The sequence below is a fragment of the Paenibacillus tyrphae genome (genome assembly GCF_027925525.1).
Classification (GTDB): domain Bacteria; phylum Bacillota; class Bacilli; order Paenibacillales; family NBRC-103111; genus Paenibacillus_G; species Paenibacillus_G tyrfis_B.
Genome location: NZ_BSDJ01000020.1, coordinates 26,069 through 48,856 on the forward strand (window position 1 = coordinate 26,069; position 22,788 = coordinate 48,856).

Here is a 22,788-nt window from a genome sequence, read left to right on the forward strand (position 1 = left end):
AAAAATTTAGAATTAAAGGGAGTCCGATAAGATGGTTAATTGGATAAGAGAAGCTCTACTTATACGATTCGATGAGTTATCCGCGCAATCGGAAAAAATAAGTGAAGTCACCGTATTGAAAGAGCAACTGCATAAATTAGAGAAGGATCTCTTAAATTTATCAGGGACAAATAGCTCCGTTCTTTCCCTTATTGACCTAAACACGCAGCTCCTATCCATTCAGAAGGAGTGGCTTTATATGAAGGGTGTCCAAGATGGGATCAAATTACGATCGTTTTTATTGCAAAGCGAGGAACTTCAATAGCAATCCAGCATAATCCGTAGTAGAAATTCTAAGAATAAAGAAGAAAAATGACGAATTCGCGAGAAATATTAGGATTATCAGCAAATAACTAATTATTCTGAATATTTACAATAATTTAATAATAGGCTATCCTAACAGTAAGCAAGACAAATGATTCACTTGATTAAGCTACGGATATCACCCTGATTCACACCGAAGTTTGTATCGTTTATATCTTTCAATCCGGATTTGGTTAAAGAGTTTAGTGGTACCGGATTGGAATTGATATAAAAATAAACAAGGGAAAGGGGATAGTCCATTGAAGTAAGGAAGCGAAGCATGCCCCGCCGCGCTTACCTGAAATCCGTACTGTACGCGCACCGAATGAAGGCTATACCGAGGGCATGCGGGAATCCGATAAGACCTGTTACTCGTTCGCGTACCCTAACGACAGCTTGATTGGAGTGTGTTTTTCGAAAATTGAATAAGCAACCTATACCAACATAGGGATTCTGGTTATCACGGATAAGCAGGGTCCCTATTTTCGTGCGTCATACTTCCAGGCCATCCGGGCATACTAACGGGCGAAGCGACGTTTAAGGAGGGTTATGGCAAAGATGGCAAACGACAAAAGCATGCCTCCGGTATCCGGCGAAGAAGTCGAAACGGATGGCATTTACTCGAACGAGTGGGGCCGGGAGGAAACGCTCAAGCGCGGCGACGAATTTCCTTACGACGAGGCGATGGGACAGACCGAGTGGGAGCTTGTCAGCCTTCCGCTCGAAAGCCAAGAGGAAGAGATGTATAAGGACACGAAAAATAACACGAAACCGCGGCTGCATATCGACCGAGGCGATAAATGAGCTGAGCGTTGTCGTGCGAAAAGAAGAGCGCTTCCCCTGTCGCGGAGAAGCGCTTTTTGGCGTGGATTTGGAGCATTATTTCCGGCCGTAATCCGCCTTGATCTCGCCCCATGCTTTCGTGTTCCACTTGATGATTTTGTTCTTGTAGGTGTTGCTGCGCAGCCAAGCTTCCGCGCGCTCCACAAGCTCCCAGATCTCTTGGGTCGATACGTCCCGCACCAAGGTGGAAGCGACCGTTTTATTGCGCACCCAACTGATTGCCGTCACCGAATCGCTGTAGATCGTCATGTCGCTGCCTTTTCGCTTCAAATAAGCGAGCCCATGGACAATCGCGAGAAATTCGCCCATGTTGTTCGTGCCTTTAGAAATCGGCTTCTGCTGAAACACGATTTCGCCGGTGCGCGTGTACACGCCTTTGTACTCAACGATACCGGGATTGCCGCTGCACCCTACATCGACGGACAGGCTCTCGGGCTCGTACTCGCCCGCAGCCTCCGCGCCTCCGGCCTTGGAGGTCCGTCCGCCGCTCTTGCCCGCACCGCCGGTGCCGGCTCCCGCGCGCGCCGCAGTGCCGAACGCCTTCTTCCAGCCGGCAGCGAGCATCGCTTTGGCTTCCGCCTCGCTCTCGTACGCCTTAAACTTGGCCTGCGGGAATCCGTTCGTCTGGGCTTGGCATTCGGCCCACGTTTTATAAATACCGGGCTGACGCCCTTCCCATACGACATAATACTTCGATTTTGCCACAGTGTTCCTCCTTGGTTCAGCCCGACGTTCCCTATGACGGTATCGCCGCGCCGTCCGAAATCGCCGCTACCCCTGACGCTGCTTGAAAAACTCGATAAAATACGCCCCGTACTTGAAAAACTTCGCTTCTCCGACGCCCTTGATCTTGAGCATGGCCGCCGGGTTTGTCGGCTGTACGCCGCACATCTCGCGCAGCGTGCTGTCCGGGAACACGATATATGGCGGGATGCCTTCCCGCTTCGCAATCTCTGTGCGCAGCTTCCGCAGCTCGTCGAACAGCTCCGCTTCGACGTCCTGAACGACCGGCGCGGACGGCTTCAACCGGATGCGCTGTACGACCCGTTCCTTGCCGCTGAGCACATCGGATGCCTTCGACGACAGCCGGAGCACCGGGTATTTGCCTTCCGTGAGCTGCAAATAACCTTCGGCGACAAGGAGCTGGATCAGGTCGACGATGTCTTTTTCCGTTCGGGTCCGCATCAACCCGTAGGTGCTGAGGCTGTCGAAGCCGAAATCCAGCACCTTCTTATTGCGCGAGCCCTTGAGCACCGAAGCGACTAGCGTCATGCCGAACCGCTCCCGCATACGCTTGACGCAGGAGAAAATCTGCTGCGCTTCGAGCGTAATATCCGTCAGCTCCATATCCGGGCTGACGCAGTTGCTGCACTGTCCGCAGTCTTCTTCCGCTTCCCCGCCGAAATAGCGGACAATGTAGCGCTGAAGGCACTGCGGCGTATGGCAGTAGTCGGCCATCTGCTGAAGCCGCCGGTACTCCTGCGCCTGCCTCTCGGGGTCCGAGACGGACTGCTCGATCAAAAACTTCTGGATATGAATGTCCTGCGGGCTGAACAGCAGCATGCAGTCGCTCGGCTCGCCGTCACGGCCCGCCCGTCCGGCTTCCTGGTAATAGGCTTCCATATTTTTCGGCATATTAAAATGGACGACGTACCGCACGTTCGACTTGTCGATGCCCATCCCGAACGCGTTGCTCGCCACCATGACGCGCACCTCGTCGTATAGGAACCGCTCCTGCGCGTCTGCGCGTTCCTTATCCGTCAAACCAGCGTGGTATTTGCCCGCGGCCACACCTTGGCGCAGCAAATATTCGCACAGCTGGTCGACTTCCTTGCGCGTCGCCGCGTAGACGATGCCCGCTTCCCCGGCATGCTCGCGGATGTATCCCATCAGCACGTCGCGCTTGTTTTCGCCTTTAATGACCGAAAACGAAAGGTTCTCCCGCGCAAAGCCGGTCACGAACACTTGCGGCTCGCTCAGCTTCAAGTGCTTCACGATATCCTCGCGCACCTGGTCCGTCGCCGTCGCCGTAAAAGCGGCCAGCAGCGGTCGGTCCGGCAGATGCGAGACCAGCTCATTAATCCGCATGTAGCTCGGGCGGAAGTCGTGTCCCCACTGGGACACGCAGTGCGCCTCGTCCACGGCCACCATCGGCACGACGAGCCCGGCGAGCAGGTTCAGAAAGCGCTCCGATTCGAGCCGTTCCGGCGCGACATAGAGCAGCTTGTACTCGCCGCGCTCGGCTTTGCGGATACGCATCTCCACCTGCGCATACGACAAAGAGCTGTTGATATAGGCCGCAGGCACGCCGATGCTGTCGAGCCCGTCCACCTGGTCCTTCATTAGCGAAATCAGCGGCGAAACAACAATCGTCGTTCCGCTCATCATCAGCGCCGGAACCTGGTAACAGATCGATTTGCCTCCGCCTGTCGGCATGATGCCGAGCGTATCCCGCCCGTTGAGCAGGCTTTCGATTACCCGCTTCTGCCCGTCGCGAAAATCCGGGTATCCGTAATATTTACGCAAAAGTTCCTGCGCTTCCGCCATCGTTCCTATCGGTTGACCCGGCTGCCGCTTAACCGCCTGTGGCCGACGGAACGGAGCTTCGAACAGATCCGTCTGTATGGGACGCCGGTTACGGAATTCCGTGTTTCCTGCCGCCGGTCTTCCGGCTTGGCGGTCATCTCCTCCGGCTCCCCAGCCCGTCTCCCGCGGGTCCCGGTAATCGAAATCGCCCGGCGGCTCGTACCAACTATCGTCAGCCGACGGGCCCGGATCTGCAGGTCCGGGGTCCATCGGATCGTACCAATCATCTTGTCGTTTCATGCTTCCTTACTTACTCCTCCCGCTTGTTTCGCCCGCCGCGATACGATCGGCTCCCCGTTCCAGAGCAGCTCCGTCTCCGCACGGCGCGCTTTGACCTCCGGCTCCTCGAGCAGGAGGAAAAAATTTTTGGTCGGCAGCTCCCCGAGCCCATGCTTCGCCGACAGCTTGTCCAGATAAGGACGCATGTCCTCTAAATTGCCGGACATATTGTTCCCGCTGTCCGCAAACGCATAAAGCGCGCTCGCCGCCGGTACCCGCTTGACCCGGAACTGCTCCGCCGCCCGCAGGTAAAAATCCCAATCCCAGTAATGATACATCTCCGTATCGAACGGACCGAGCCGCTCATGCAGCTCCGGCCGGTACAGGCAGCCCGACGAGAAGAACGTCGAGAATCTCCGCATCGCCGCAAAGTCGTGCTCGTAGGCGAATATGAACCGTTTCGTCGCACGGCGCATCCCTTCGTCCACAGTATAATCGAAAATTTCCACATCCGAATACACCAGATCGCTGTCTTCAATTTCGCACAGCATCCGCTCCACATGGGACGGGAGCAGCAAATCGTCGTCGTCGCACAGCATGATGTAATCGCCCCGAACCAGCTCCAGCCCGCGGTTGCGCGCATGCACATGCTTGAGATTGCTTTCCATATCGACCACGGTCAAATCCAGCTCCGGATACAGCTCCTTAAGCTCGTCGACCGGTTCCCCGTTATCGTTGACCACAATAATCTGCAAATGACGGTACGTCTGCCGCCACAACGATTCGATCAGCTCGGCCAAAAAATCCAGCCGATTATAGGTTGGAATAATGACGGATACCAACGGCTGCCGATTCATTCCCCTTCCCCTCGCTCTCGTTTCTTCTACTGAACACTATACCGAAAAATCGGCGAAAGGGAAACTAGCCGAAAGGAGATCCCCATGCTGCCAAAAAGAGTCAAGGAGCTTTAGGCGCGATTGCGATTGGTTGCAGAAGGTTGGACTGCATGAAAGAAACAAGCCTCCTCGCGGAAGCAGCGAAACATATTTTGCCGCTTGCGGCCCTATGGTACAATGGAGGAAAGCCATGGAATGATCGGTAGAAAAACTTTTCGACGAGACTGCCGAAACGGCTAGACCGGACTATACGAAGGAGGATTCTGCCATGCCGCCAAGAAAACAGGAGCCGCCCGTCCTTTCGGACGCCGCGGAGAAGACCGACATGAACGGAAAGCTGTTGGAGGGGGCCGAAGCCGCCTCCGCTGAGGCCGTCACAGCCGAACGGCAGCAGTCGGGCACCCGGAGGAAGCGGGGCGCCAAAACAACACCAGACGCGCAGCCGACGGAGACGAGCGGTACGGCAGCGAAGCCGCGTGCTTCCAAGCGCAAGGGTGCTGCGGACGTGCAACCGGCAGAGCCGCTGCCGCAAGAATCTCCCGAAGCGGCCCCGCTGGCGGAAGAAGCTACGCTAACGGTTGCCGCGGCAGCAGAGCCGGCTGCCGAGCCGGCCTTGCCAGTCGCTGCCGCCGAGGTCAAATCAGCCGCGACCGATACGGCAGAGGATGCGGCTCCGGTGCTGCAGTTGCTGGAGACCCGCCTCAAAAAGAAAGAGCGCAGCGAGACGCACGATAAGGACCGAGTGTTCATCCGCAAAGATTTGAAGCTGCGTCTGGATGCGCTCGCCGAAAACCGCGGCAAAGGCTTCAAAACGCTGCTGCTGAACTACGGCTTGGAGAAAGCGCTGGACGAGTTGGAGCAAGCGGAAGCGGCACGGCAAGAAGATTGATCGCTCTAGACGAAGCGAGTTCACCCCGATCCCGGAATGAACTCGCTTCGCTTCGTTTTGTTAACCGTTCCCGCCTCGCTGAACGCCAATCGCCACTTCTTTCTCCTAAACTCCCTTTTACAGCTTGCCATCCAAAAAAAACTGATAGCCGAATCCCCGAACCGTACGGATATGCCGGGGCGCGGAAGGATCACGTTCGAGCTTGCGGCGCAAATTGCTGATATGCACCATCACCGTCCGCTCGTCGCTGAAGCTGTCCCAGCCCCATACCTGATCGTGAAGCTGTGCCGCACTGAACACCTGATTCGGATGCTTCAGCAAAAAAAACAACAGCTGCCGCTCCTTGGCAAACAAATCGACCGGCTCTCCGCCAACCCGCACCTCGTAATTATGCAGATTGGCTTCCACCTCGCCGAACCGGAGCAGCGCGGCTTTTTCCCTGGTCTGCTGCGGCGACGCCGTCCGGCGCCTGAGATTGGCCTTGACCCGGGCGACCAGCACGAGCGGGTCGAACGGCTTGGTCATATAATCGTCGCCGCCGGTATCCAGGCCCGCGATAATATCGTCCGCTTCCCGTTTGCAGCTCAGGAACAGGATCGGAATATCCGAATGCTCGCGGATGCGCCGGCACAGCTGCACGCCGTCGGTATCCGGCAGCACGATGTCCAGAATGATCAGATCGGGCTTCTCGCGGAGCAGCAGTTCCACGATCTGGCCGCCTTCCTCCGCCATGAGCACCCGAAAGCCGTGATTTTGCAAATAGAGCGCGATCAAGCCGCGGATCTCCTCGTCGTCGTCCACGATTAAAATTTTCGCTTCGTCCGTCATTCCTTCGGCTCCTCCTCCCGAAAGGCCCCTTCCCCCTCAGCAAATGGGTTCAAAGGATCATCCGATAACGGAAGCGTAAAGAAAAAGGTACTGCCGCTTCCCACCCGGCTATTCACGCCAATCGTCCCCCCGTGATGCTCCATAATCTCCTTGCAGATGGCAAGTCCTAGCCCGGTGCCCGCCGAGCGGTTTTTACGCGAATTTTTCCCCCGGTAAAACCGGTCAAATACGAAAGGCAAATCCTCCTCGTCAATCCCGAAGCCCGTGTCCTGCACGCTTACCCGGATGGCGGATTGACCGTGATCCGGAGGCCCGACCCGTTCGACCGAGATTTGAATCGTTCCGTCCGTCGGCGTAAATTTACGGGCGTTAAACAACAGGTTGACAACCACCTGTTCGATCCGCACCACATCGATCCAGGCCACGTCCTCTTCGTCCTGACCGTCCGGAAGTCCGGACGTCAAGTCGATGAACTCGAACGAATACCCGTCCTGCTTCACGGTCCATTCGTATTTTTCGTACAGCGCGCGGACAAAAGGCACCGGATGCACGAACTGGCAGTCAAAGCGGATTTTGCCCGCTTCGAACTTGGACAGCTCAAACAAATCGCCGATGATGCGGTTCAAAATAAGCGTCTTGTCGTAGCTGAGCTGCAAGTAGCGGTCGCGGTTCGGCTCGTCCACCCGGTCCAGCACGGCTTTGATATAGCCTTGAATCAAGGTCAGTGGCGTCCCCAGCTCATGGGAAATATTAGAGAGCAGATGCCGCCTGGACTGCTCCATCTTGACCAGCTCCCGATTCGCCTCGTGGAGACTCGCATTTGTCATCTCAAGAGCCTCGGTCCGCTCACGCACTTTGCCTTCGAGCGATTCGTTCCAGCGCTGCAGCTCGGAGGATAGCTTCTCCACGTGAGCGAACGACTTGGAAAACCGGTGCGACAGGTCCACCGCCTGCATCAAAACGTAGAACATCATGCCGAACTGTACGGAATCGCCGGTGCTCAGCACCTGGTTGTAGAACAGCGTATCATTGAGCGCCGTAACGAAAAAGACGCTCATCGCCAGCAGGTTGAGAAAAGCGCCCTCCCGTTTCCGCAAGAACGCCAACACAAACACGCAGCCGATATAAGCGAAAATCGCCAGTATGGCAAGCTGAAAAGCAAGCATCGAGTGCGTGTAAATCCGGGCGGGGGTGAAGGCGATAAAGCAACTGTATAGTAGAAGAATTGCGACAATCGGGCGGCGCAAGACCGGACGCATTTCCACGGGATAACGTGCAGCGACGTACAGAACGAACATGAGCACGCCCAGACTGACGGACAAATATTCGAGATGCGTCTGCCACTCCCACGGAAGTCCGGGAGCGAAGCGGACGGCGAGCGTTTGCCCGGTCACGGCCGTCCGAACCCCGATCGCCAGACACAAGCATCCGAAATAAAGCGAGGCCCGGTCTTTGCGGCGGGCCACAAACAGGCCAAGGTGGTATAAGCCCATCGTGAACAAGCTGCCAACGATCAACAGTTCAATAGCGTTAGACAGCTCCCGGCGGAACGTCACAGCATCGGCGCTGCCCATCCGGATCGGCTCCCAGAGCCCGCCTTTTCGCTGCACGAAGTTCGACACCTGGATGACGATCTCGGTTTCGCTGCCGCTCAGGTGAAAAAATACGGGCTTCGGGACGTTCGTCGGCGTCATCGTCTCCCGGTTTGTCCCCACCGTTCCGCTCGTAGCCGCCTCTTTCCCGTCGATCCACAGCTTGTACGCGGTAGCTACGCTGGGCATATAGAGAGCAACATCTTTGCCGGTGTCGGCATCGGCTGTTCGGATGACAAGTCGGTACGTTGCACAACCATCCCCGGATAACTTGCTCCCTTGGTAGGTTTGGCCCTGCCACACCTGCGGCACCCTCGTATAAGACAGAGCATCGCCCCCCGTACCGGCAGCCAGCTCGGCCGGTGTCAGCAAACGGCTCCAATACCATTCCCACTCCCCGTTCAACGCAACAAGCCCGTCCTGCTCCCAATGCCAACCCGATAAATCAAGAACGCCCCGGACCGCAGCCGGGGCAGAAGTCTGGGCCCGGGCGGAAGGTGCGGCACACAGGGATAGCACGACGATAAACAAGCAAAGCCAGACTGTTATTTTTCTCATTCGCAGGCTCCTCGGAGCTTCCAAATCCAATCGATATAAGCTTACCATAAGCAAATCGCTATCCGGAGTCAATAGAAATCGGCACCGCTACAAGCAAGCTTTTCCCGTTATTCCATGCTAACAGACCCAGCTTAAAACCGGTTTAAAAATGGGTTTAAAATGGAAAAACGACCTGCGCGAAAAAGCGGATTTCCGCTTTTTCATGCAGGCCGTGCTTCGGACCTAAAGCTCAAATGGGCAGCAAAGCGGCGTTGTCGCGCTGCTTGAGGTTCTCAACCATCCGGTACCATGCGTCCGGTTTTTGCGGGAGCACCGCATAATAACGCTCCAGAAAGCTCCAGACCAACGAGGCCGGAACCGAGACTTGCTCCTCATCCGCGATCGGCATGAAGCAAAGATCGAGCCCGTGCACCGCTTCCCCGTCATTGTGCCAGGACGGGTGCACATAGTCCGTATCCAGCTTCCGGTAACCGAGATGCGCCAACACCTCGCGGCGGACGAACGAATTCATCGCATTCACGCCTCCGAATTCCAGCTTGCCCACCAATTGCGGATTGTAGATTTCGGCGAACATGCCAAGGAATGTCCCTCCGCATGCCGCTACGACCGAACGCAGATCGGCCATCCGGCGACGCGCCAGAAACGGTCCGATGCCAAGGCCGTCCCGTCCGATAATCGTAAAATCGGTCATCGCAACTTGTAAATCTTCATAATAACGGTATTCCGTCGCGCCGACGACTTCGCCGTCCAGAACAGCGACGAACACCCGGATGCCCGGATCTTGAAGCGGCTCCGCCCACAGCTCATATTCCAATACTTCTTCCGGCGGAAACACGCGCTGCATCAGCTCGTGCATTTGGCGAAAATACGGGTCGCCGATATCGGTTATTCGATGGTATTGCACAGGCTTCACCCTCCCCTGATAGCTTGCTGCTGCTTGAAACAAGCGTCTAAGCTTTCATTATATAGGGATACAGAAGGTTCTACAACACAGCATCACTTTTGTTTTCGCCGCCCCCATGGCTTCCAAACCGACAGAACAATCATCGCGGCAAGAGACAGAACTTGCAGCACAATGCCCACCCACAACTGCCCGTTATTGACGACGAAGTCCGGCTGCTGCCAGACGTCCATACCGCTTGCCGGAATCAGCGTTACTGCCCGCAGCGTCCAAAAGTACATCCCGACCGCGCCCAGCAGGATGCACAGCAGCGTCAGCACTTCTTTGGCGATAATCCAATAGTAGCGGAACAGTCCCCAAGACGTGAGTACGGAAAGCAGTACGCCGGTCACGACCGTCCCGATCGTCGAAGCCCGCAGCGACGAGGTCGACAACAGATGCATCACGGTATAGCAAGCGTTCAGCACTCCCGGATCGCCGGTGGTTGCGGAGACGATGCCCAGAACCACAAATACGACCGAATTGCCGAGCCAGATGGCCGAGAATAGGATGTGCGCTGACAGCAGCCATTTTCTTTGCCTAACCGTTAATTTCATTTTGATCCTCCTTCCTGAAACGAATGCTTTGATTTTCTGTAACGAAGCCCCTCAAGTTGTCGTTTACAGTATAGTCCCCGTCTCTAAACAACCTCTAAACCGTTTATTAAAATCAAATAAAAAAAACGGAGGCCGCGAGGGCACTCCGTTTCTATCGTGCATATCAGGTTGCGGCCGCTTCCGGCAATCCGCGTCGCAACAGCCGTTTGCCTACGCTCGTCCGGTAAAACAGCCGCTCGAGCAGGCTGAAGACGCTGCCCGCCAGCCAGTACAGCCCCAGCGCCACCGGCGCCCGCCATGTAATGACGAGCGGGATCAGCAGGAGGATCACCCCGAACAGCAGTCGCTTGCTTCCGCTCATGGAGGCGGCTGCGTCGGCCAGCGGGATCATGCTTACCGCGAACGACAGCAGCCCCGTGGCGATCGGGATCAAGTGGAACGGATCGGCCTCGGCCAAATGCGCGACCCAAGGGATCAAAATCGACGTCATCGTACTGCCGTGCGTAAAGAACAGGCCATACATCGCCATAAGCACCGGCATTTGAATAATCGCCGACAACGGCGCGCTTAAAGGATTAATCCCGTACTTGCCGTAAACTTTGGTCGTTTCTTGAACCAGCTTGGCCGGGTCATTCCCGCACGTTTCCCGCAGCTTGCTAAGCTCGGGGGAGGCGGCGGCGGAACGGACTTGCTGCCGGGCGGCCAGCAGATTGAAGCGGTACAGCGCACCCTTCACCAGCAGCGTAAGCACGATGACCGCAGCCCCCCAGTCGCGGGTCCAGTCGAACGTCCAGGACAGCACATAAGCTAACAGATCAATAATAGGTTGAAACCATGTATACATTGAGCGCTCCTTCCGTTGCGATTGAGTAGAGTCGTCGAAACTCAATCGTCAACACTTCTTGCGATTGAGCCAAGCTCGTCTCTCAATCGTCAACCGTGAAATTTTCGGTCAACCGACCATCTCATTCCAACGGAAAGGAGCGCTTGCTTCTTCGGATAACGCCGAGGACCGCGGCGGGCATTTTCGGCGAACGAAGACGGTACGCGGACTTTTTCTGGCCCGGTCATGACGTTTGAGCGGAAGCTTGGCAAGCTCGACGGCCGGCTCGAATGCGAAGGTCAACTGCTTTCCCGCCCATCCGAACCATGGCACGACGAACAGCGAAGCCAGCCCGAGCGCCAGCAGCAGCGCCAGATCCAAAGACCACTCCATATCCGTTCACCTCCTTTGTCGCGTTTTCGCTTACTTAACGTTTTACGGGATTGACCGCAATTCGTTTCACTGCGATAAGGCACTTCCCCGCTGCGCCATAACCTTGCGGTATTTCACGAAGCTGACGATACGCCAAGGCACGATATAGGCGACTGCGATCAAGTAGAACAGCATCCCCAGCTCGGCCGGATCAAGCCCGGACAAGTAGCTGCGCAGCGCCAGCCGGATGACGATCAGCCCTACCAAGGCAAAAATAAACGCTTTGCTCTTCTTCGGATAAATCTGCCCGTCTTCGCGAAACTCGTAATTCGTCGTCATAATCATCGGAACGGATAAAATAAGACCGAACAGCAGGGACAGCGTTACCTCTTTCACAGTCAAATGAAGCTGCGGGTTGAGCAGGCCAAGTATGCCGAAGCCCAAAAAAAGCAGGGGCAGCAGCAGCCGGTATCCGTTGCCTTTCACCGGCCTGGCCGCCGCGCGCATTCTCCGCCAGAGCACAAGCGCTACGATGACAATCATAAAAATCACGGGAGAAATCGATTCCATACGGTACCATCCTTATAGTTTTGATATAAACTATTTTACACATAAATTATATAGTCAATCAAACAAATACAGCTTGTCCCACCAAGCAAGATTAAGGAAACGACAAAAAAACCCTTGCCTGGCAAGTGGCAGGGGCTGAATCGGCTTTACGACCTCTTCTGCATCCGGGCGTAGGACAAAATGCGTCTGTACATCGTTTTGTTCTTAAGAGCGTTAAAAATCGATTTATCCGGCTTTGTGTTGACTTCGAGAATCCATGGCTTCAGTTTGGCATCGATCGCGACATCGACGCCGAAAGCAGGAAAATGCGGATACTTTGCGCTCAAAAACTCGCTGACGCCACTGCCCAGAGTTTTCAGCTCTTGAATGAATCCGGTGCGGCGTTTCCCCTGAATATGAGGGGAAATCAGCTTTTCTACGGGCATTGGGGTTCCTCCGTTGTGATAGTTCGTGACGATCTTTTTCGGTCTGGCCAGCCGGCCGACCATCCCCGTCACGTCCCAGCCCCGCTGCCGGTTGCGTTGGACCATGATGCGCAGATCGAACGGGCGCTTCTTGTAATGCAGCAGCGGGATTGCTTTTTGCACGAGATAGCCTCGCCGGGCCGTATGTCTGGAAACCGCGGAGTACAGGCTGCCGAACGAATGAAACGTCCGGGTAGCATAGCCGCTCTTCAGCGTGTAGCGCCCATTGCCTGTGCGGGTTATCTTCATGATTCCGTAGCCGCCCGTGCCGTTGTTCGGCTTCAGGTAAACCGCTCCCCATCGCTTCAGCATGGAGCTGACCGCAGTCCGGCTTGCCCATTGCGTCTGCGGAAGGTACGGCTTCCAACGTGCGCCGGTTTTCAAATAGCGGTATTTCCCCCACTTCGTGTTGGCATAAACCAATCGATCACCTCCCATCTAAACCATGGTATTGTATGTATGCTTTATGGCTTTGGGAACAGGCATATGCAACACGTCAACGGCTCATGAGGGAATATTTTCAAAAAAAACGTTGCATTCCTTATAATTCCGAGTATAATACTAGGTAAATAAATTGATTTTACCATGCTAGGGGATGACAAACATGATTTCTTCTGCCATGAAAGCAGCAACCGCTCTCTGGGTCAACGACTACCTGGATTTGTACAATTACGCCGGACGGATCGGAGATACGGCCTGGCAGCAAGAGATTATGGACATCCTGAAGCAAAAAGACGCGTATGTATTGGAGGCTGTACGTACAAGAAAGCTTGAGGATCTGTGGACGACCTTCGATTCGATCAATCGCAAAATGCTGGAGCTTTACCGGGAGCTGCGGGAAACGAACGATTCGTGGGCTGCGAAACGACTTAGAGAGCAAGTGATGGAATTGAAAACGGAACGCATTACGGTCTCGAGAAAAATCAAGGCGGAACAAGCTTAGAGGCTATTTCATGCGCGGGAGTGTAAATGTGGCATACGGAAGACCGTTCTGCCAGTGGCTTGGTGCGAACACGGCTTGCAGACGACTGCTTAGCCGGCGGTAATCTTGATGCATGCAGCAGACTGCTCTGCAGAGGGCTGAATCCATTTTGGCGAATGGATCAGGCCGGACAACACGCGTTATTACATGGACGCTTGTTTCATCTCGCGCATCATGTTCATCATCATCGTCATCGTTTCGTCGCATTCTTGCATCTTGGACATCATCATGTCCATATCCATGGCATCCGTCATTTTCATTTCCATCATCATGTTCATCATGGATTTCATGGAGTTCATTTTGCACATCATGTCATCCATGCACATCGTCATCATCATGCTCATGCACATTTTTTCCACTTGGTTCACCTCCTCTATGAAATCTACTAATTTTACTCCACACCCAAAATACTATAAATTCCCAGAAACTTCAAGTCTTTTTTGGTTGAGACAAGCTTGGATAAACACCCTTCTTGACCCCGGCCCGCGCTTCCGCTACTCTGAAAGAAAGTGATATGCGGGAGGAGAATGACCATGACCGAACGGCCGCCCAAGCGGGATCAAACGTACGGTGTCGGAAAAGAACCGACAGACCGCCCTATCATTCCTTTGCCGAAAGAAACGCTTGAAGACCAGGATGCCATGCTCGCAGCGCAAAAAGAACGACAAAACTGGATTGACGAGGCTTACGAGGATTTTGTCAAAAACGGCGGCCTGGAGCATTTACCCGGCTTCGGTAAGCCGCTGACGGTGCCGACTGGAGACGCATGGTCGTCCTTGCTCAAGCAAGCCAAGGTCGAGCATCCATGGGTCATGCTGCGGAAGGAAATCGGCTCGCTGATGGAGAAAGCGATCAGCCGGAAAGCCAAAAGCGCCGTCGACCCGGAAATCGATGCGCTGATCGAGGATGCGAACAAGCAGATCGCGGAGCTGAACCGCCAAGCCCCGAGCCTGTCCCTGCACCGCAGCGGCATATCCCGCGACAACTTGCACGAACAGTATGACCGCTGGTATGCGGATAAGTAACTTCGCCGATGCATAATCTTAACGTGAAAACCCCCGGAGCCTTACTCCCTGTTGAGGAAGTGCTACCGGGGGTATTTTGGTCGATATCGGTTTTTCCGAATTAGAACGACTCGTTAACGACCACGTCGCTGAGCGGCAGACGTTCTGTCGCGCGTGCCGGGCTAGCCGCTTTACCGATCGGGAGAAGCATAACCGGGATATAGCGTTCCGGAATGTTGAACTCTTGGATCAAAGCAGCCGGATTGTACCCGCCCATCGGAACCGTGTCATAGCCTTTCGCGCGCGCTGCCAGCATAAGCTGCATAGCGGCCAGCGAGGCGTTGCGGATCGCTTCGTCGCGGCCTACTGTCGGATTGTTCGCATAGGCGCCGTTAATTTGACCGAGCATCGTGTCGCGAACTTCAGGCGTCGCCTTTTCAAAGACGATCGGGGCGGTCAAGTTTGCTTGCAGGTCGCCGAGCACGACGACAACCGCGGATGCGTCGGATACTTGCTGTTGGCCGAACGCGATCGGCAGAAGACGGTCTTTGTTCGCCTGCTCGCGGATGACCAGAAAACGCCAGTGCTGCAAGTTCCAGGACGACGGCGCGCTTGCGGCCAGCTCCAGAATTTCATTCAGCTCCGCATCCGGGATCACGACATCCTTTTGATATTGACGGACGGAATGACGGGACAGAATAACTTGCTCTGCGGTTTGTTGTTGTTCGATTTGGCTCATAATTTCCACTCCTTTATTTGTATAACTCTATTTAGTATAATAACGCAATTAACTTACTTTTGTAAAGTACCATACAAAAAATTACGAGACCTAATTTTGAGCCTTGATCCATAGGGCAGCGCATATAGTTTTTACCTTGAATCCGGTAAATACAGCGTGAAGGTGCTTCCTTTTCCTTCCTCGCTTCGCAGCGTCAAGCGGCCGCCCAGCAGCTTCGCCAGCTCCAGCGAAATGGACAGCCCAAGGCCCGTCCCTCCGTATTTGCGGCTGATCGAGCCGGGGCGAAGAGCGTTGTATAGATTTTGTTCAGATTTATTTGTTAGAATAGGACGGATAAACCATTCAAAAAAAAGGAGTTGTTGCAGCGTGTTCCATCTGTCGCACGTCCTTGGACGAATCAGAAACCGTTGGTTCGCGGCGGCTTCGTTCGTTACGGGGAGCGTGTGGTCCGCGCATTTGGCCGTACTGGTATTCCACTGGGACGACAACGTGCGCTATGATACGACTTTAACCCTTATTTCTTTACTTGCTGGCATCATGACGACGTTCCTTATCTTTCATCTGGCTCTGTTCGGAAACAAAAGCCGCCTACGACTGGCGGGCGGCGGCTTGCTCACGATGATCGGGATGGCAACGATGTATATAACAGGCAGCGAAGCCGCCATCGCTCCGGATGACGACAGAGCTCATTTCGTCCACTCCGTCCTGCGCCCGGTAGATTTGTTTTTGCTCTTCGGCGTTCTGGCCGCGATGTGTCTTGTGTATATCGTCGCTTGGCGGGCGATGCGCCTCCAGCGGCAAGCGCTCGAAAAGCTGGCGTATACCGATCCTTTGACTGGTTTGCTTAACCGGAATGCTTGGGACCGCTACGCCGAGAAAAACACCGTAAACCGAAATGCGGCGTTCTTGTTTCTGGATTTGGACGAATTTAAATCCGTCAATGATACGCTCGGACATGACATTGGCGATTTGTTGATCTTGGAAGTGGGGCAGCGCTTAAAAGCGTTCCAGAACAAACATCGGCAAATCTACCGGCTCGGCGGGGACGAATTTCTGCTGGTCGCGCTCCAGTGCAGCGAGGCGTCCGCCCAAAAAACGGCTTCCGACATGCTCGAAACGATCAAGGCTCCTTACCACTTGGCAGGAAAGGTGGTCCATGTCTCCGGCAGCATCGGCATCTGCCTCGGCTCCGTTCCCGGGTCCAGTTGTACCACTATGCTGAAAAATGCGGACGCCGCCATGTACCGCGCCAAATTGTCGGGAAGAAACCGATTCTTCACGTATCGCGAAGGCGTGAGCACATTTTTTTTGAGCCCGCTGCGCGGTACGGGCAACGGCTTGCCCAAGAGCATCGCTAAGGGCAGAGGAGCCTGACTGCTTAAAAATCAAAAATTCGAAGATAGCAAAAAGCGCCACCGGGGACGAAAACGTTGAAAATTCGCCTACCCCGGCGGCGTTTTTATAAATGCATAACACCAGGATACATTCGCTCCTCCGCCGCCCGCTTCTTTTGCTCGAAAACCGGCGCAAACCGCCCCATATATTCCGGGACCTGCAGGCCCCGTCCGCTCTTTTGCGCCCAACGGCGGTGCGCCTTCAGCGCCCCTTCCCAATCCTCCAACGCCCATAAAATTTCAAATTGCACTGCGTACGAATCGGGATAATCGGGAATTTCGTTGGCGGCCAGCCTTGCGGCATCCAGCGCCAGCCCCTGCTCGTTGGCATCCAGCAGCGCCATCATCAAATCGTAATATGCGTGCGCCCTCGCGTAATCGTTCCTGTGCGGGATTCGGCGAAGCGCGCGGGCCGCGTAGAAGGAAGCGAGTGTCGGCTCGCCGATATGGCAATACGCGTTGGCCAAATGGCTGCAGACCAAGCCGTCATCCGGCTTTCGGTCTAGTTCCTGCAGCAGCAGCGGAATGTTGCGGCGCGACTTCCGCTCCATTTCGCTCTGCGTACAGCCGTAATGCAATAGCCGGCAGCCGTAAAACAGCTTGCCCGACGCGCGACGCGGGCCGCTGATCACGCGGAGCCGCTCGTGGACGGCCCCCGTATAGGTATAGCATCCCTTGCGGAACAAGCGCTCCACATGATTGACGAGCACCGTCTGTCCGTTCCGGCCGTCCAAATGGTGGCACACGAGCGAGAGCAGGCTGGTGTTGTCGGCTTCGCGGGCAAGCAGGCTTTTGAATTCCCGGACCGGCATGTCCCATACAAGCTCTTCGTCCGCATCGATGAACCACACCCACTCGCCGGACGCCAGCGTGATCGCGTAATTGCGCGCCTCCGCAAAGCTGCCGGTCCACGAAAAGCGGTGAACCTTGGCGCCCATGGCCGCCGCCGTCTCCGCGCTGCCGTCCGTCGAGCCCGTATCGACAACGACGATCTCGTCGGCCCATGGGTAAACGCTGCGGATCGCGGCAGGGAGCGAGGCTCTCGCGTCTTTTACAATCAAGCATGCCGAAATGGAAGGAATTGTTTTCATGGGGAATCACCTCAAGGGATTGCGGTATAGCTAAGCGATAAGCTCTCTGCTGTCGGTTAAGACGGCGCTTTGATTAATTCGAGGCCGCCGATGAGCGGTACCGGTTTTCGCTCGCCCCGGGCGGCACTCACCATTCCCAGAACGGCCAGGACGAAGACGGCCAGATTCGCTACCGGCAGCAGCAGCCAGCCAATGACGGGAATGAGCCCGAGCACGACATTCGCGACAAGCCCCGCGAGCAGCAGAATCAGCCCCTGATTGGCATGGTACATCGCGTAGCGGGAACCTTTGGCCACAAGCAGCGGCAGGAAAAACAAAATATAGGCCAGGACGGCAACCGTTTTATTCCGGCTGATGTCGTCCTGTTCGGCAACGGACAATTCTGTGTTGTGCTGCAAGTGAAACACCTCTCCTCTTTGCGGATCGAAAATCTTTTGCCGATCTCATCATAAGATCCGGTGCGTCATGTGACCAGTTACCGGCCTCACGTATTCCGTCATTTCTTGGCTTTCGCGGTCTCCCGGACGGAAAGCAATGGGAAACTTGTTCACTTCCGTCATTTAATTCCTGTATAAATTCCACTATAATAGGGGGGAATGGGGGGAGGACGTGGGAGCAAACTCGATTACAATCATCATAGCCGACGATCAGACCTTGATGCGGGACGGGTTGCATACGATCCTGTCGCTGGAAGAGGACATGGAGGTCGTCGGGGTCGCGGAGAACGGGGTCCAGGCGCTGGAGCTGACGGAACGGCTGAAGCCGAACCTGGTGCTGATGGATATTCAGATGCCCGTCATGAACGGCATCGAATGTACAAAGCAGATGAAGAAGCGGTTTCCGGAGACGGCTATTTTGATTTTGACGACCTTCGCGGAGGACGATTACATTGTGGAAGCGCTCGCGGGCGGCGCTTCCGGTTTCCTGCTGAAAGATATGCCCGGGGACAAGCTGATCCATTCGATCCGCGACTGCATGCGGGGACAGCTCATGATGCCTGCCGTCATCGCCTCCAAACTGGCTGCGCGGCTGGCCGCAGGCTCGCCCCCGGCTCAGGCGGAATTTGACGCAAAGCGCCTTAAAGCGGAAGGGGTCAGCTTCACGGAGCGGGAGAAGCATATTATCGCGCTGATGATGGAAGGCAAGAACAACCGTCAAATTGCCGGATTGCTGTTTATGAGCGAAGGTACGGTCAAAAATTACGTCAGCGTCATCTATAACAAGATCGGAACGAACGACCGGACGAAAGCGATTCTCGTATTGAAGGAATGGCTGCAGAACGGCTGAATCGGGCCGGCTGCTGCGCTTGGTGGAATGGCCGGAGTTGAAGGCGGCGGGAGGAAGCTTTGGCATCGCTCCCCCGCCTTTTTGGTATGGAATGATGCGGGGGACGGCGGAAAATGTTATGACTGCCGTCACTTTTCATATGACCGTCCGATCGTTCATGATGAATGGGAATGTTCGAATCAGTGGCGCAGTTCGAACTTTGGAAGCGGCACGTGACCGTCGTCACTCCTCGCTGTCCTTATTATCGACTTGGGAGCTGGTATGCTATGTTCGACCAAAAGCCGCTGCGCCTCGGTATGCGGATGATCGCCTTTCTCATCTTAGTCGCTGTCGGGATCGGAGGGCTCCTGGCGCCGACGATGACAACCGGGGGCAGCAAGCCGGTCTATGATCTGCAGGACGAACCGGGATGGCAGATTCATCTGGGGGATTTGCCGCTAGCGCCGGACGGAAGCGTTCTGGAAGGCCCGGCAAGCTGGGCCTCACTCAAGTCGGTGCAGCCTTTATACAGCGACAAGCGGTATACCGGAATCATCTGGCTGAAACGCCAACTGCCCGGCAAGATTGACCCTGGCTCGGCGCTGCACGTCGCAGGCTTGAAATCGTACGAGATGTATTTGGACAACCGACGCCTCGCCAGCGTAAACTATCAGCCGTACGATTTCAAAGTCAACGGCGCATTCCAGTGGCGTCTCCTCCCGATGCCTCCCGATGCCGGAGGGCACACGGTATACGTTCGGATCAATCATGACGACCGGGGGCTCCTTACCGGCCGGGTCACGATCGGCAGCGAGAGCGGCTACTGGGACCGCATTCTGATGCGCGATATGTATAACATCGTGCTGGGAACGCTGTTCGTTGCGCTTGGGGTCGCTTCGCTTGTTTTGTTTTTATTTCAACGCACCGAGAAGCTGCACTTTCATTTCTCGCTTTTTGCCCTCTCGGCGGGCTACGGGTGCATTGCGCGAACTGAGCTCGCCCAGGTGTTCGTCGGCAACTCGGTCTGGATCTATCTGCATAATGTCGCCTTCCCGCTCGCCACGTTCGCTTTTCTCTCGTTTCTCGAAACGATGTACGGCAGCGGGGCGTGGGACCTGAGACGGCGGATGCGGCAAACGATGCTGGCGTTTACCGGGCTTTGTCTGGCGGCTGCGTTTTGGGACGACGTCCTGTACACGGATTTGATCAAGTTTGCTTTTCCTCCGCTATTTTTCGTCATCTTCGCGCTGACTGCCGCCATGACCGTACGCGTCTTTATCCGCAGCCGGGACCGGGAAACGCGTTCGATCCTGGTCGGCTTCGCCGTGCTGCTTACGGTTACGCTGTTTCATGCGCTGCTCATTTTCAACCAGCGGTGGTTCTTCATCGTGTATGAACGGTATCCGGCGTTGTACCGGATCTGGACGGACCAAATTTTTATCGGTGTCTTCGTATTCATGCTTTGTCTCGGCATGGTGCTGTTTCACCGCTTCCGCCAGGTGCACCGGAACATGAAGCGGTACGCCGCGGAGCTGGAGCTTAAGAACGAGCGTCTCATGGAACTCGACAAGCTCAAAGACGCGTTTCTTGCCAATATGTCCCACGAGCTGCGTACGCCGCTCCACGGCATTCTCGGACTGACGCATTCGCTGCTTGACGGCGTGGCCGGCCCGGTGAATGCCGCCGCGCGGGACAATCTGGAGCTGATCGTCTCAAGCGGGAAGCGGCTTGCCGGCCTCATCGGCGATATTCTGGATTTCTCCAAGCTGAAGCACCGCGATCTGGCTCTCCAGCTCGAACCAATCGATCTCGGGGAAACGGTCCGCCTCGTGCTGGCGGTCTTCGCGCCGCTCGCCGACAAGAAGCGGCTCCGGCTCGTCCGGCAGCTGGACGAAGCTCTGCCTCCGGTTAAGGCCGACGGCAACCGGCTGGAGCAAATTTTGTACAATTTGATCGGCAACGCGATTAAATTTACGGAAAGCGGCGAAATCCGGGTCGAAGCGTCCCGGCAGGACGGCTTCGTTCGCCTGTCCGTTTCGGATACCGGCATCGGGGTGCCGGAAAGCAAGCACGAGGCGATTTTCCAGGCGTTCGAGCAAGGCGAAAGCTCCGCCTCCCGGGAATACGGCGGGACGGGGCTGGGCTTGTCGATCACCCGGAAGCTGGTCGAGCTGCACGGTGGCAGCATCGGCCTCGACTCCGCCCCAGGGCGCGGCTCGACGTTCACGTTCACGCTCCCGGTGTGGGAGGAGGACGCTACCGCTCGGAATCGTGCGGTGTCCGATGCTATCACGCCTGACGCGGGCACCGCGGGTCCCCTTCTTGCTGCGGCCCGGACGCCCTTGCCGTCTCCCGCTGCAGTGGAAGGACCCGAGTCGCGGCAGGCTCGGGAGGTCAGTCCGGCACAGCGTATCAAGCCAACGATCTTAATCGTTGACGACGAACCGGTCAACCTGCAGGTGCTCGGGAACTATTTGGCCAAGCAGCCTTATGAGCTCCGCCACGCCGGCAGCGGAGTGGAAGCGCTCCGGCTTGTTGCCGAGGCGAAGCCCGATTTGATTCTCCTCGATGTGATGATGCCGCGAATGACCGGCTACGAAGTATGCCGGGAAATCCGCCGGACCTATAGCCCCGGAGAGCTGCCGGTTCTGCTCGTAACGGCCAAAAATCAAATGGAGGATTTGCTTGAGGGCTTCAACGCCGGGGCTAACGATTATTTGACCAAGCCCGTGTCGCGCCCCGAGCTGCTGGCCCGCGTCGAGCTGCAGCTTCAGCTACTGCAGCTCAACCACTCGCTGGAGCGGCTCGTTGAAGAGCGAACGGCGGACCTGGCGGATACGAACCGCCGGCTGCACCGTTCGATGCGGGAGACGGCCGAAGCGATGGCCGAGCTGTCCGTGCTTGAGGAGCGGAACCGGATTGCGCAGGACATTCACGATATCGTCGGACATACTCTGTCGACGACGATCGTCCAGATCGAAGCCGCCAAACGGCTGATCGAACGAAACGACGCGCTCGGATTGGAGAAGCTAAGCGTTTCGCAGGAGCTCGTCCGCAAGAGCTTGAACGAAATCCGGACGTCGGTGCGCATGCTTTCGGAAAGCGCAGCCGATTACGATCTGGCCGAAGCTTTGAAGAAGCTGCTGGCCGATACGCAGGAGGTGACGGGCATCCCGGTCGTATTCGAGCTGGACCCCCTCCCTCCGCTAAGCGCGCTGCAAAAAAAGGTGCTGTACCATGCGCTCCAGGAAGGGCTGACCAACGGCATCAAGCATGGCGACTGCCGCCGGTTCGATTTTACCTTGCGTCGGGAGGAGCATCAGCTGCGGTTCATACTGAGCAACGACGGCCGGGCTTACGAGAACAACCCGATGGGCTTCGGACTCGCTGCCATGAAGGAGCGGGTGCAGCAGCTTGGCGGCACGATGAGTCTCTCGGCTCCGGAGACGGGCGGCTGTCTGCTCCGTATCGTTTTGCCCGTGGAATAAAGGCGGGAATCTTCGGAAAAGCGCTTACCATTTTCAGTTATTTCCTGTATAGTGAAAGTATCATGAACACAGGGAGTGATGCACTTTGTTGATGCGAACGACCGAGTTTTATGAAAACCTGCCTTCCAAATGCTGCGATACGTGCGGCGAACCGATTGAGGAGATGGCTGACTGCTACTCCTCCACCTGTACGAAATGCAAAGGCCATACGTTCTACCCGCTTAGCCCGATCTCCGGGCCGCCCGTTCATCCGGAATAGTTCAACGCCCCTGCCGAGGGGGCGTTTTTTTGTGCGCTTTTTTGGAGCGGCGCCCCGACAAAAGAATGCTACGAAGGACGCATGAC

The 22,788-nt window shown here is 55.8% G+C and carries 24 protein-coding genes and 1 pseudogene; 9 read left to right on the forward strand and 16 right to left on the reverse strand.

Annotated elements, in window-relative coordinates; genetic code table 11:
- The first annotated feature begins 31 nt into the window (after positions 1-31).
- Together QMG93_RS22310 and QMG93_RS22315 are read left to right on the forward strand one after the other, a co-directional pair.
- Positions 32-304: a hypothetical protein gene (locus QMG93_RS22310; protein WP_281940371.1), complete on the forward strand. Its 273-nt coding sequence runs from the start codon at positions 32-34 to the stop codon at positions 302-304.
- A 596-nt stretch (positions 305-900) separates the two neighbouring features.
- Positions 901-1,146: a hypothetical protein gene (locus QMG93_RS22315; RefSeq protein WP_010492983.1), complete on the forward strand. Its 246-nt coding sequence runs from the start codon at positions 901-903 to the stop codon at positions 1,144-1,146.
- Between the two features lie 75 nt (positions 1,147-1,221).
- On the opposite strand, the gene rnhA is transcribed toward QMG93_RS22315, so the two are convergent.
- From rnhA to QMG93_RS22330, 3 genes are all read right to left on the reverse strand, one after another.
- A complete protein-coding gene (gene rnhA / locus QMG93_RS22320) occupies positions 1,222-1,890 on the reverse strand; it encodes a ribonuclease H (RefSeq protein ID WP_281940373.1) in 669 nt (222 codons plus the stop codon).
- A gap of 66 nt (positions 1,891-1,956) precedes the next feature.
- Positions 1,957-3,732 carry a DNA helicase RecQ gene (recQ, locus tag QMG93_RS22325; RefSeq protein WP_281940523.1) on the reverse strand — a complete coding sequence of 592 codons (1,776 nt, stop codon included), beginning with the start codon at positions 3,730-3,732 and terminating at the stop codon, positions 1,957-1,959.
- A gap of 275 nt (positions 3,733-4,007) precedes the next feature.
- On the reverse strand, positions 4,008-4,847 hold the full coding sequence (locus QMG93_RS22330; RefSeq protein WP_281940375.1) for a glycosyltransferase family 2 protein: 840 nt from the start codon (positions 4,845-4,847) through the stop codon (positions 4,008-4,010).
- A gap of 307 nt (positions 4,848-5,154) precedes the next feature.
- Between QMG93_RS22330 and QMG93_RS22335 the strand changes: the two genes are divergently transcribed.
- The gene (locus tag QMG93_RS22335; protein WP_281940377.1) at positions 5,155-5,775 is read left to right on the forward strand and encodes a hypothetical protein; all 621 of its coding nucleotides are present in this window, start codon (positions 5,155-5,157) and stop codon (positions 5,773-5,775) included.
- Between the two features lie 117 nt (positions 5,776-5,892).
- Here the strand turns inward: QMG93_RS22335 and QMG93_RS22340 are convergent, their stop codons facing one another.
- From QMG93_RS22340 to QMG93_RS22375, 8 genes are all read right to left on the reverse strand, one after another.
- Positions 5,893-6,603: a response regulator transcription factor gene (locus QMG93_RS22340; protein ID WP_281940378.1), complete on the reverse strand. Its 711-nt coding sequence runs from the start codon at positions 6,601-6,603 to the stop codon at positions 5,893-5,895.
- Positions 6,600-8,753 carry a sensor histidine kinase gene (locus QMG93_RS22345; RefSeq protein ID WP_281940380.1) on the reverse strand — a complete coding sequence of 718 codons (2,154 nt, stop codon included), beginning with the start codon at positions 8,751-8,753 and terminating at the stop codon, positions 6,600-6,602. Before QMG93_RS22345 ends, QMG93_RS22340 begins: the two co-directional genes overlap by 4 nt.
- A gap of 229 nt (positions 8,754-8,982) precedes the next feature.
- Positions 8,983-9,657, reverse strand: coding sequence for a GNAT family N-acetyltransferase (locus QMG93_RS22350; protein WP_281940382.1), 675 nt, complete (start codon positions 9,655-9,657; stop codon positions 8,983-8,985).
- A gap of 92 nt (positions 9,658-9,749) precedes the next feature.
- A complete protein-coding gene (locus tag QMG93_RS22355; RefSeq protein ID WP_281940384.1) occupies positions 9,750-10,250 on the reverse strand; it encodes a hypothetical protein in 501 nt (166 codons plus the stop codon).
- A 163-nt stretch (positions 10,251-10,413) separates the two neighbouring features.
- Positions 10,414-11,094, reverse strand: a complete 681-nt coding sequence (locus QMG93_RS22360) for a YidC/Oxa1 family membrane protein insertase (RefSeq protein WP_281940387.1) — start codon at positions 11,092-11,094, stop codon at positions 10,414-10,416.
- Positions 11,095-11,202: 108 nt separating this feature from the next.
- On the reverse strand, positions 11,203-11,466 hold the full coding sequence (locus tag QMG93_RS22365; RefSeq protein WP_281940389.1) for a hypothetical protein: 264 nt from the start codon (positions 11,464-11,466) through the stop codon (positions 11,203-11,205).
- Positions 11,467-11,532: 66 nt separating this feature from the next.
- Positions 11,533-12,015 (reverse strand): cytochrome c biogenesis protein CcdC, encoded by a 483-nt coding sequence (locus QMG93_RS22370; protein WP_281940391.1) that lies wholly within the window; start codon positions 12,013-12,015, stop codon positions 11,533-11,535.
- Between the two features lie 146 nt (positions 12,016-12,161).
- Positions 12,162-12,902 (reverse strand): YheC/YheD family protein, encoded by a 741-nt coding sequence (locus tag QMG93_RS22375; protein WP_281940393.1) that lies wholly within the window; start codon positions 12,900-12,902, stop codon positions 12,162-12,164.
- Between the two features lie 181 nt (positions 12,903-13,083).
- On the opposite strand from QMG93_RS22375, the gene QMG93_RS22380 reads away from it, so the two are divergent.
- Entirely contained in the window at positions 13,084-13,422 is a 339-nt protein-coding gene (locus tag QMG93_RS22380) for a hypothetical protein (protein WP_281940395.1), read from the forward strand.
- Positions 13,423-13,604: 182 nt separating this feature from the next.
- Here the strand turns inward: QMG93_RS22380 and QMG93_RS22385 are convergent, their stop codons facing one another.
- Complete coding sequence (locus QMG93_RS22385) at positions 13,605-13,820, reverse strand: hypothetical protein (protein ID WP_281940396.1); 216 nt, start codon at positions 13,818-13,820, stop codon at positions 13,605-13,607.
- Positions 13,821-13,994: 174 nt separating this feature from the next.
- Here QMG93_RS22385 and QMG93_RS22390 point away from each other — a divergent pair, with 174 nt between their 5' ends.
- Positions 13,995-14,486 (forward strand): DUF1992 domain-containing protein, encoded by a 492-nt coding sequence (locus QMG93_RS22390; protein WP_281940398.1) that lies wholly within the window; start codon positions 13,995-13,997, stop codon positions 14,484-14,486.
- 100 nt (positions 14,487-14,586) lie between these two features.
- On the opposite strand, the gene QMG93_RS22395 is transcribed toward QMG93_RS22390, so the two are convergent.
- On the reverse strand, positions 14,587-15,204 hold the full coding sequence (locus QMG93_RS22395) for a nitroreductase family protein (protein WP_281940400.1): 618 nt from the start codon (positions 15,202-15,204) through the stop codon (positions 14,587-14,589).
- 140 nt (positions 15,205-15,344) lie between these two features.
- Positions 15,345-15,482: pseudogene (locus QMG93_RS35425) on the reverse strand (ATP-binding protein); the annotation flags it as partial.
- Between the two features lie 88 nt (positions 15,483-15,570).
- Here QMG93_RS35425 and QMG93_RS22405 point away from each other — a divergent pair.
- The gene (locus tag QMG93_RS22405; protein ID WP_281940402.1) at positions 15,571-16,578 is read left to right on the forward strand and encodes a GGDEF domain-containing protein; all 1,008 of its coding nucleotides are present in this window, start codon (positions 15,571-15,573) and stop codon (positions 16,576-16,578) included.
- Between the two features lie 85 nt (positions 16,579-16,663).
- Here QMG93_RS22405 and QMG93_RS22410 read toward each other — a convergent pair whose 3' ends face one another.
- Both QMG93_RS22410 and QMG93_RS22415 read right to left on the reverse strand, forming a co-directional pair.
- On the reverse strand, positions 16,664-17,689 hold the full coding sequence (locus QMG93_RS22410; protein ID WP_281940404.1) for a glycosyltransferase family 2 protein: 1,026 nt from the start codon (positions 17,687-17,689) through the stop codon (positions 16,664-16,666).
- 56 nt (positions 17,690-17,745) lie between these two features.
- Entirely contained in the window at positions 17,746-18,087 is a 342-nt protein-coding gene (locus QMG93_RS22415; protein WP_281940406.1) for a DUF4870 domain-containing protein, read from the reverse strand.
- Positions 18,088-18,298: 211 nt separating this feature from the next.
- On the opposite strand from QMG93_RS22415, the gene QMG93_RS22420 reads away from it, so the two are divergent.
- The 3 genes from QMG93_RS22420 (at position 18,299) to yhfH (ending at position 22,702) form a co-directional block, all read left to right on the forward strand.
- Positions 18,299-18,976 carry a response regulator transcription factor gene (locus QMG93_RS22420; RefSeq protein ID WP_281940408.1) on the forward strand — a complete coding sequence of 226 codons (678 nt, stop codon included), beginning with the start codon at positions 18,299-18,301 and terminating at the stop codon, positions 18,974-18,976.
- 266 nt (positions 18,977-19,242) lie between these two features.
- Positions 19,243-22,443: an ATP-binding protein gene (locus QMG93_RS22425; RefSeq protein WP_281940410.1), complete on the forward strand. Its 3,201-nt coding sequence runs from the start codon at positions 19,243-19,245 to the stop codon at positions 22,441-22,443.
- A 91-nt stretch (positions 22,444-22,534) separates the two neighbouring features.
- The gene (gene yhfH / locus QMG93_RS22430; protein WP_281940526.1) at positions 22,535-22,702 is read left to right on the forward strand and encodes a protein YhfH; all 168 of its coding nucleotides are present in this window, start codon (positions 22,535-22,537) and stop codon (positions 22,700-22,702) included.
- Positions 22,703-22,788 lie beyond the last annotated feature (86 nt).

Coding starts and splice junctions, on each gene's coding strand:
- QMG93_RS22425 (WP_281940410.1), top strand. CDS start 19,243: ATGTTCGACCAAAAGCCGCTGCGCCTCGGTATGCGGATGATCGCCTTT.
- QMG93_RS22395 (WP_281940400.1), bottom strand. CDS start 15,204: ATGAGCCAAATCGAACAACAACAAACCGCAGAGCAAGTTATTCTGTCC.
- QMG93_RS22330 (WP_281940375.1), bottom strand. CDS start 4,847: ATGAATCGGCAGCCGTTGGTATCCGTCATTATTCCAACCTATAATCGG.
- QMG93_RS22365 (WP_281940389.1), bottom strand. CDS start 11,466: ATGGAGTGGTCTTTGGATCTGGCGCTGCTGCTGGCGCTCGGGCTGGCT.
- QMG93_RS22340 (WP_281940378.1), bottom strand. CDS start 6,603: ATGACGGACGAAGCGAAAATTTTAATCGTGGACGACGACGAGGAGATC.
- QMG93_RS22315 (WP_010492983.1), top strand. CDS start 901: ATGGCAAACGACAAAAGCATGCCTCCGGTATCCGGCGAAGAAGTCGAA.
- yhfH (WP_281940526.1), top strand. CDS start 22,535: ATGCGAACGACCGAGTTTTATGAAAACCTGCCTTCCAAATGCTGCGAT.
- QMG93_RS22390 (WP_281940398.1), top strand. CDS start 13,995: ATGACCGAACGGCCGCCCAAGCGGGATCAAACGTACGGTGTCGGAAAA.
- QMG93_RS22345 (WP_281940380.1), bottom strand. CDS start 8,753: ATGAGAAAAATAACAGTCTGGCTTTGCTTGTTTATCGTCGTGCTATCC.
- recQ (WP_281940523.1), bottom strand. CDS start 3,732: ATGGCGGAAGCGCAGGAACTTTTGCGTAAATATTACGGATACCCGGAT.
- QMG93_RS22370 (WP_281940391.1), bottom strand. CDS start 12,015: ATGGAATCGATTTCTCCCGTGATTTTTATGATTGTCATCGTAGCGCTT.
- QMG93_RS22380 (WP_281940395.1), top strand. CDS start 13,084: ATGATTTCTTCTGCCATGAAAGCAGCAACCGCTCTCTGGGTCAACGAC.
- QMG93_RS22410 (WP_281940404.1), bottom strand. CDS start 17,689: ATGAAAACAATTCCTTCCATTTCGGCATGCTTGATTGTAAAAGACGCG.
- QMG93_RS22310 (WP_281940371.1), top strand. CDS start 32: ATGGTTAATTGGATAAGAGAAGCTCTACTTATACGATTCGATGAGTTA.
- QMG93_RS22360 (WP_281940387.1), bottom strand. CDS start 11,094: ATGTATACATGGTTTCAACCTATTATTGATCTGTTAGCTTATGTGCTG.
- QMG93_RS22335 (WP_281940377.1), top strand. CDS start 5,155: ATGCCGCCAAGAAAACAGGAGCCGCCCGTCCTTTCGGACGCCGCGGAG.
- QMG93_RS22355 (WP_281940384.1), bottom strand. CDS start 10,250: ATGAAATTAACGGTTAGGCAAAGAAAATGGCTGCTGTCAGCGCACATC.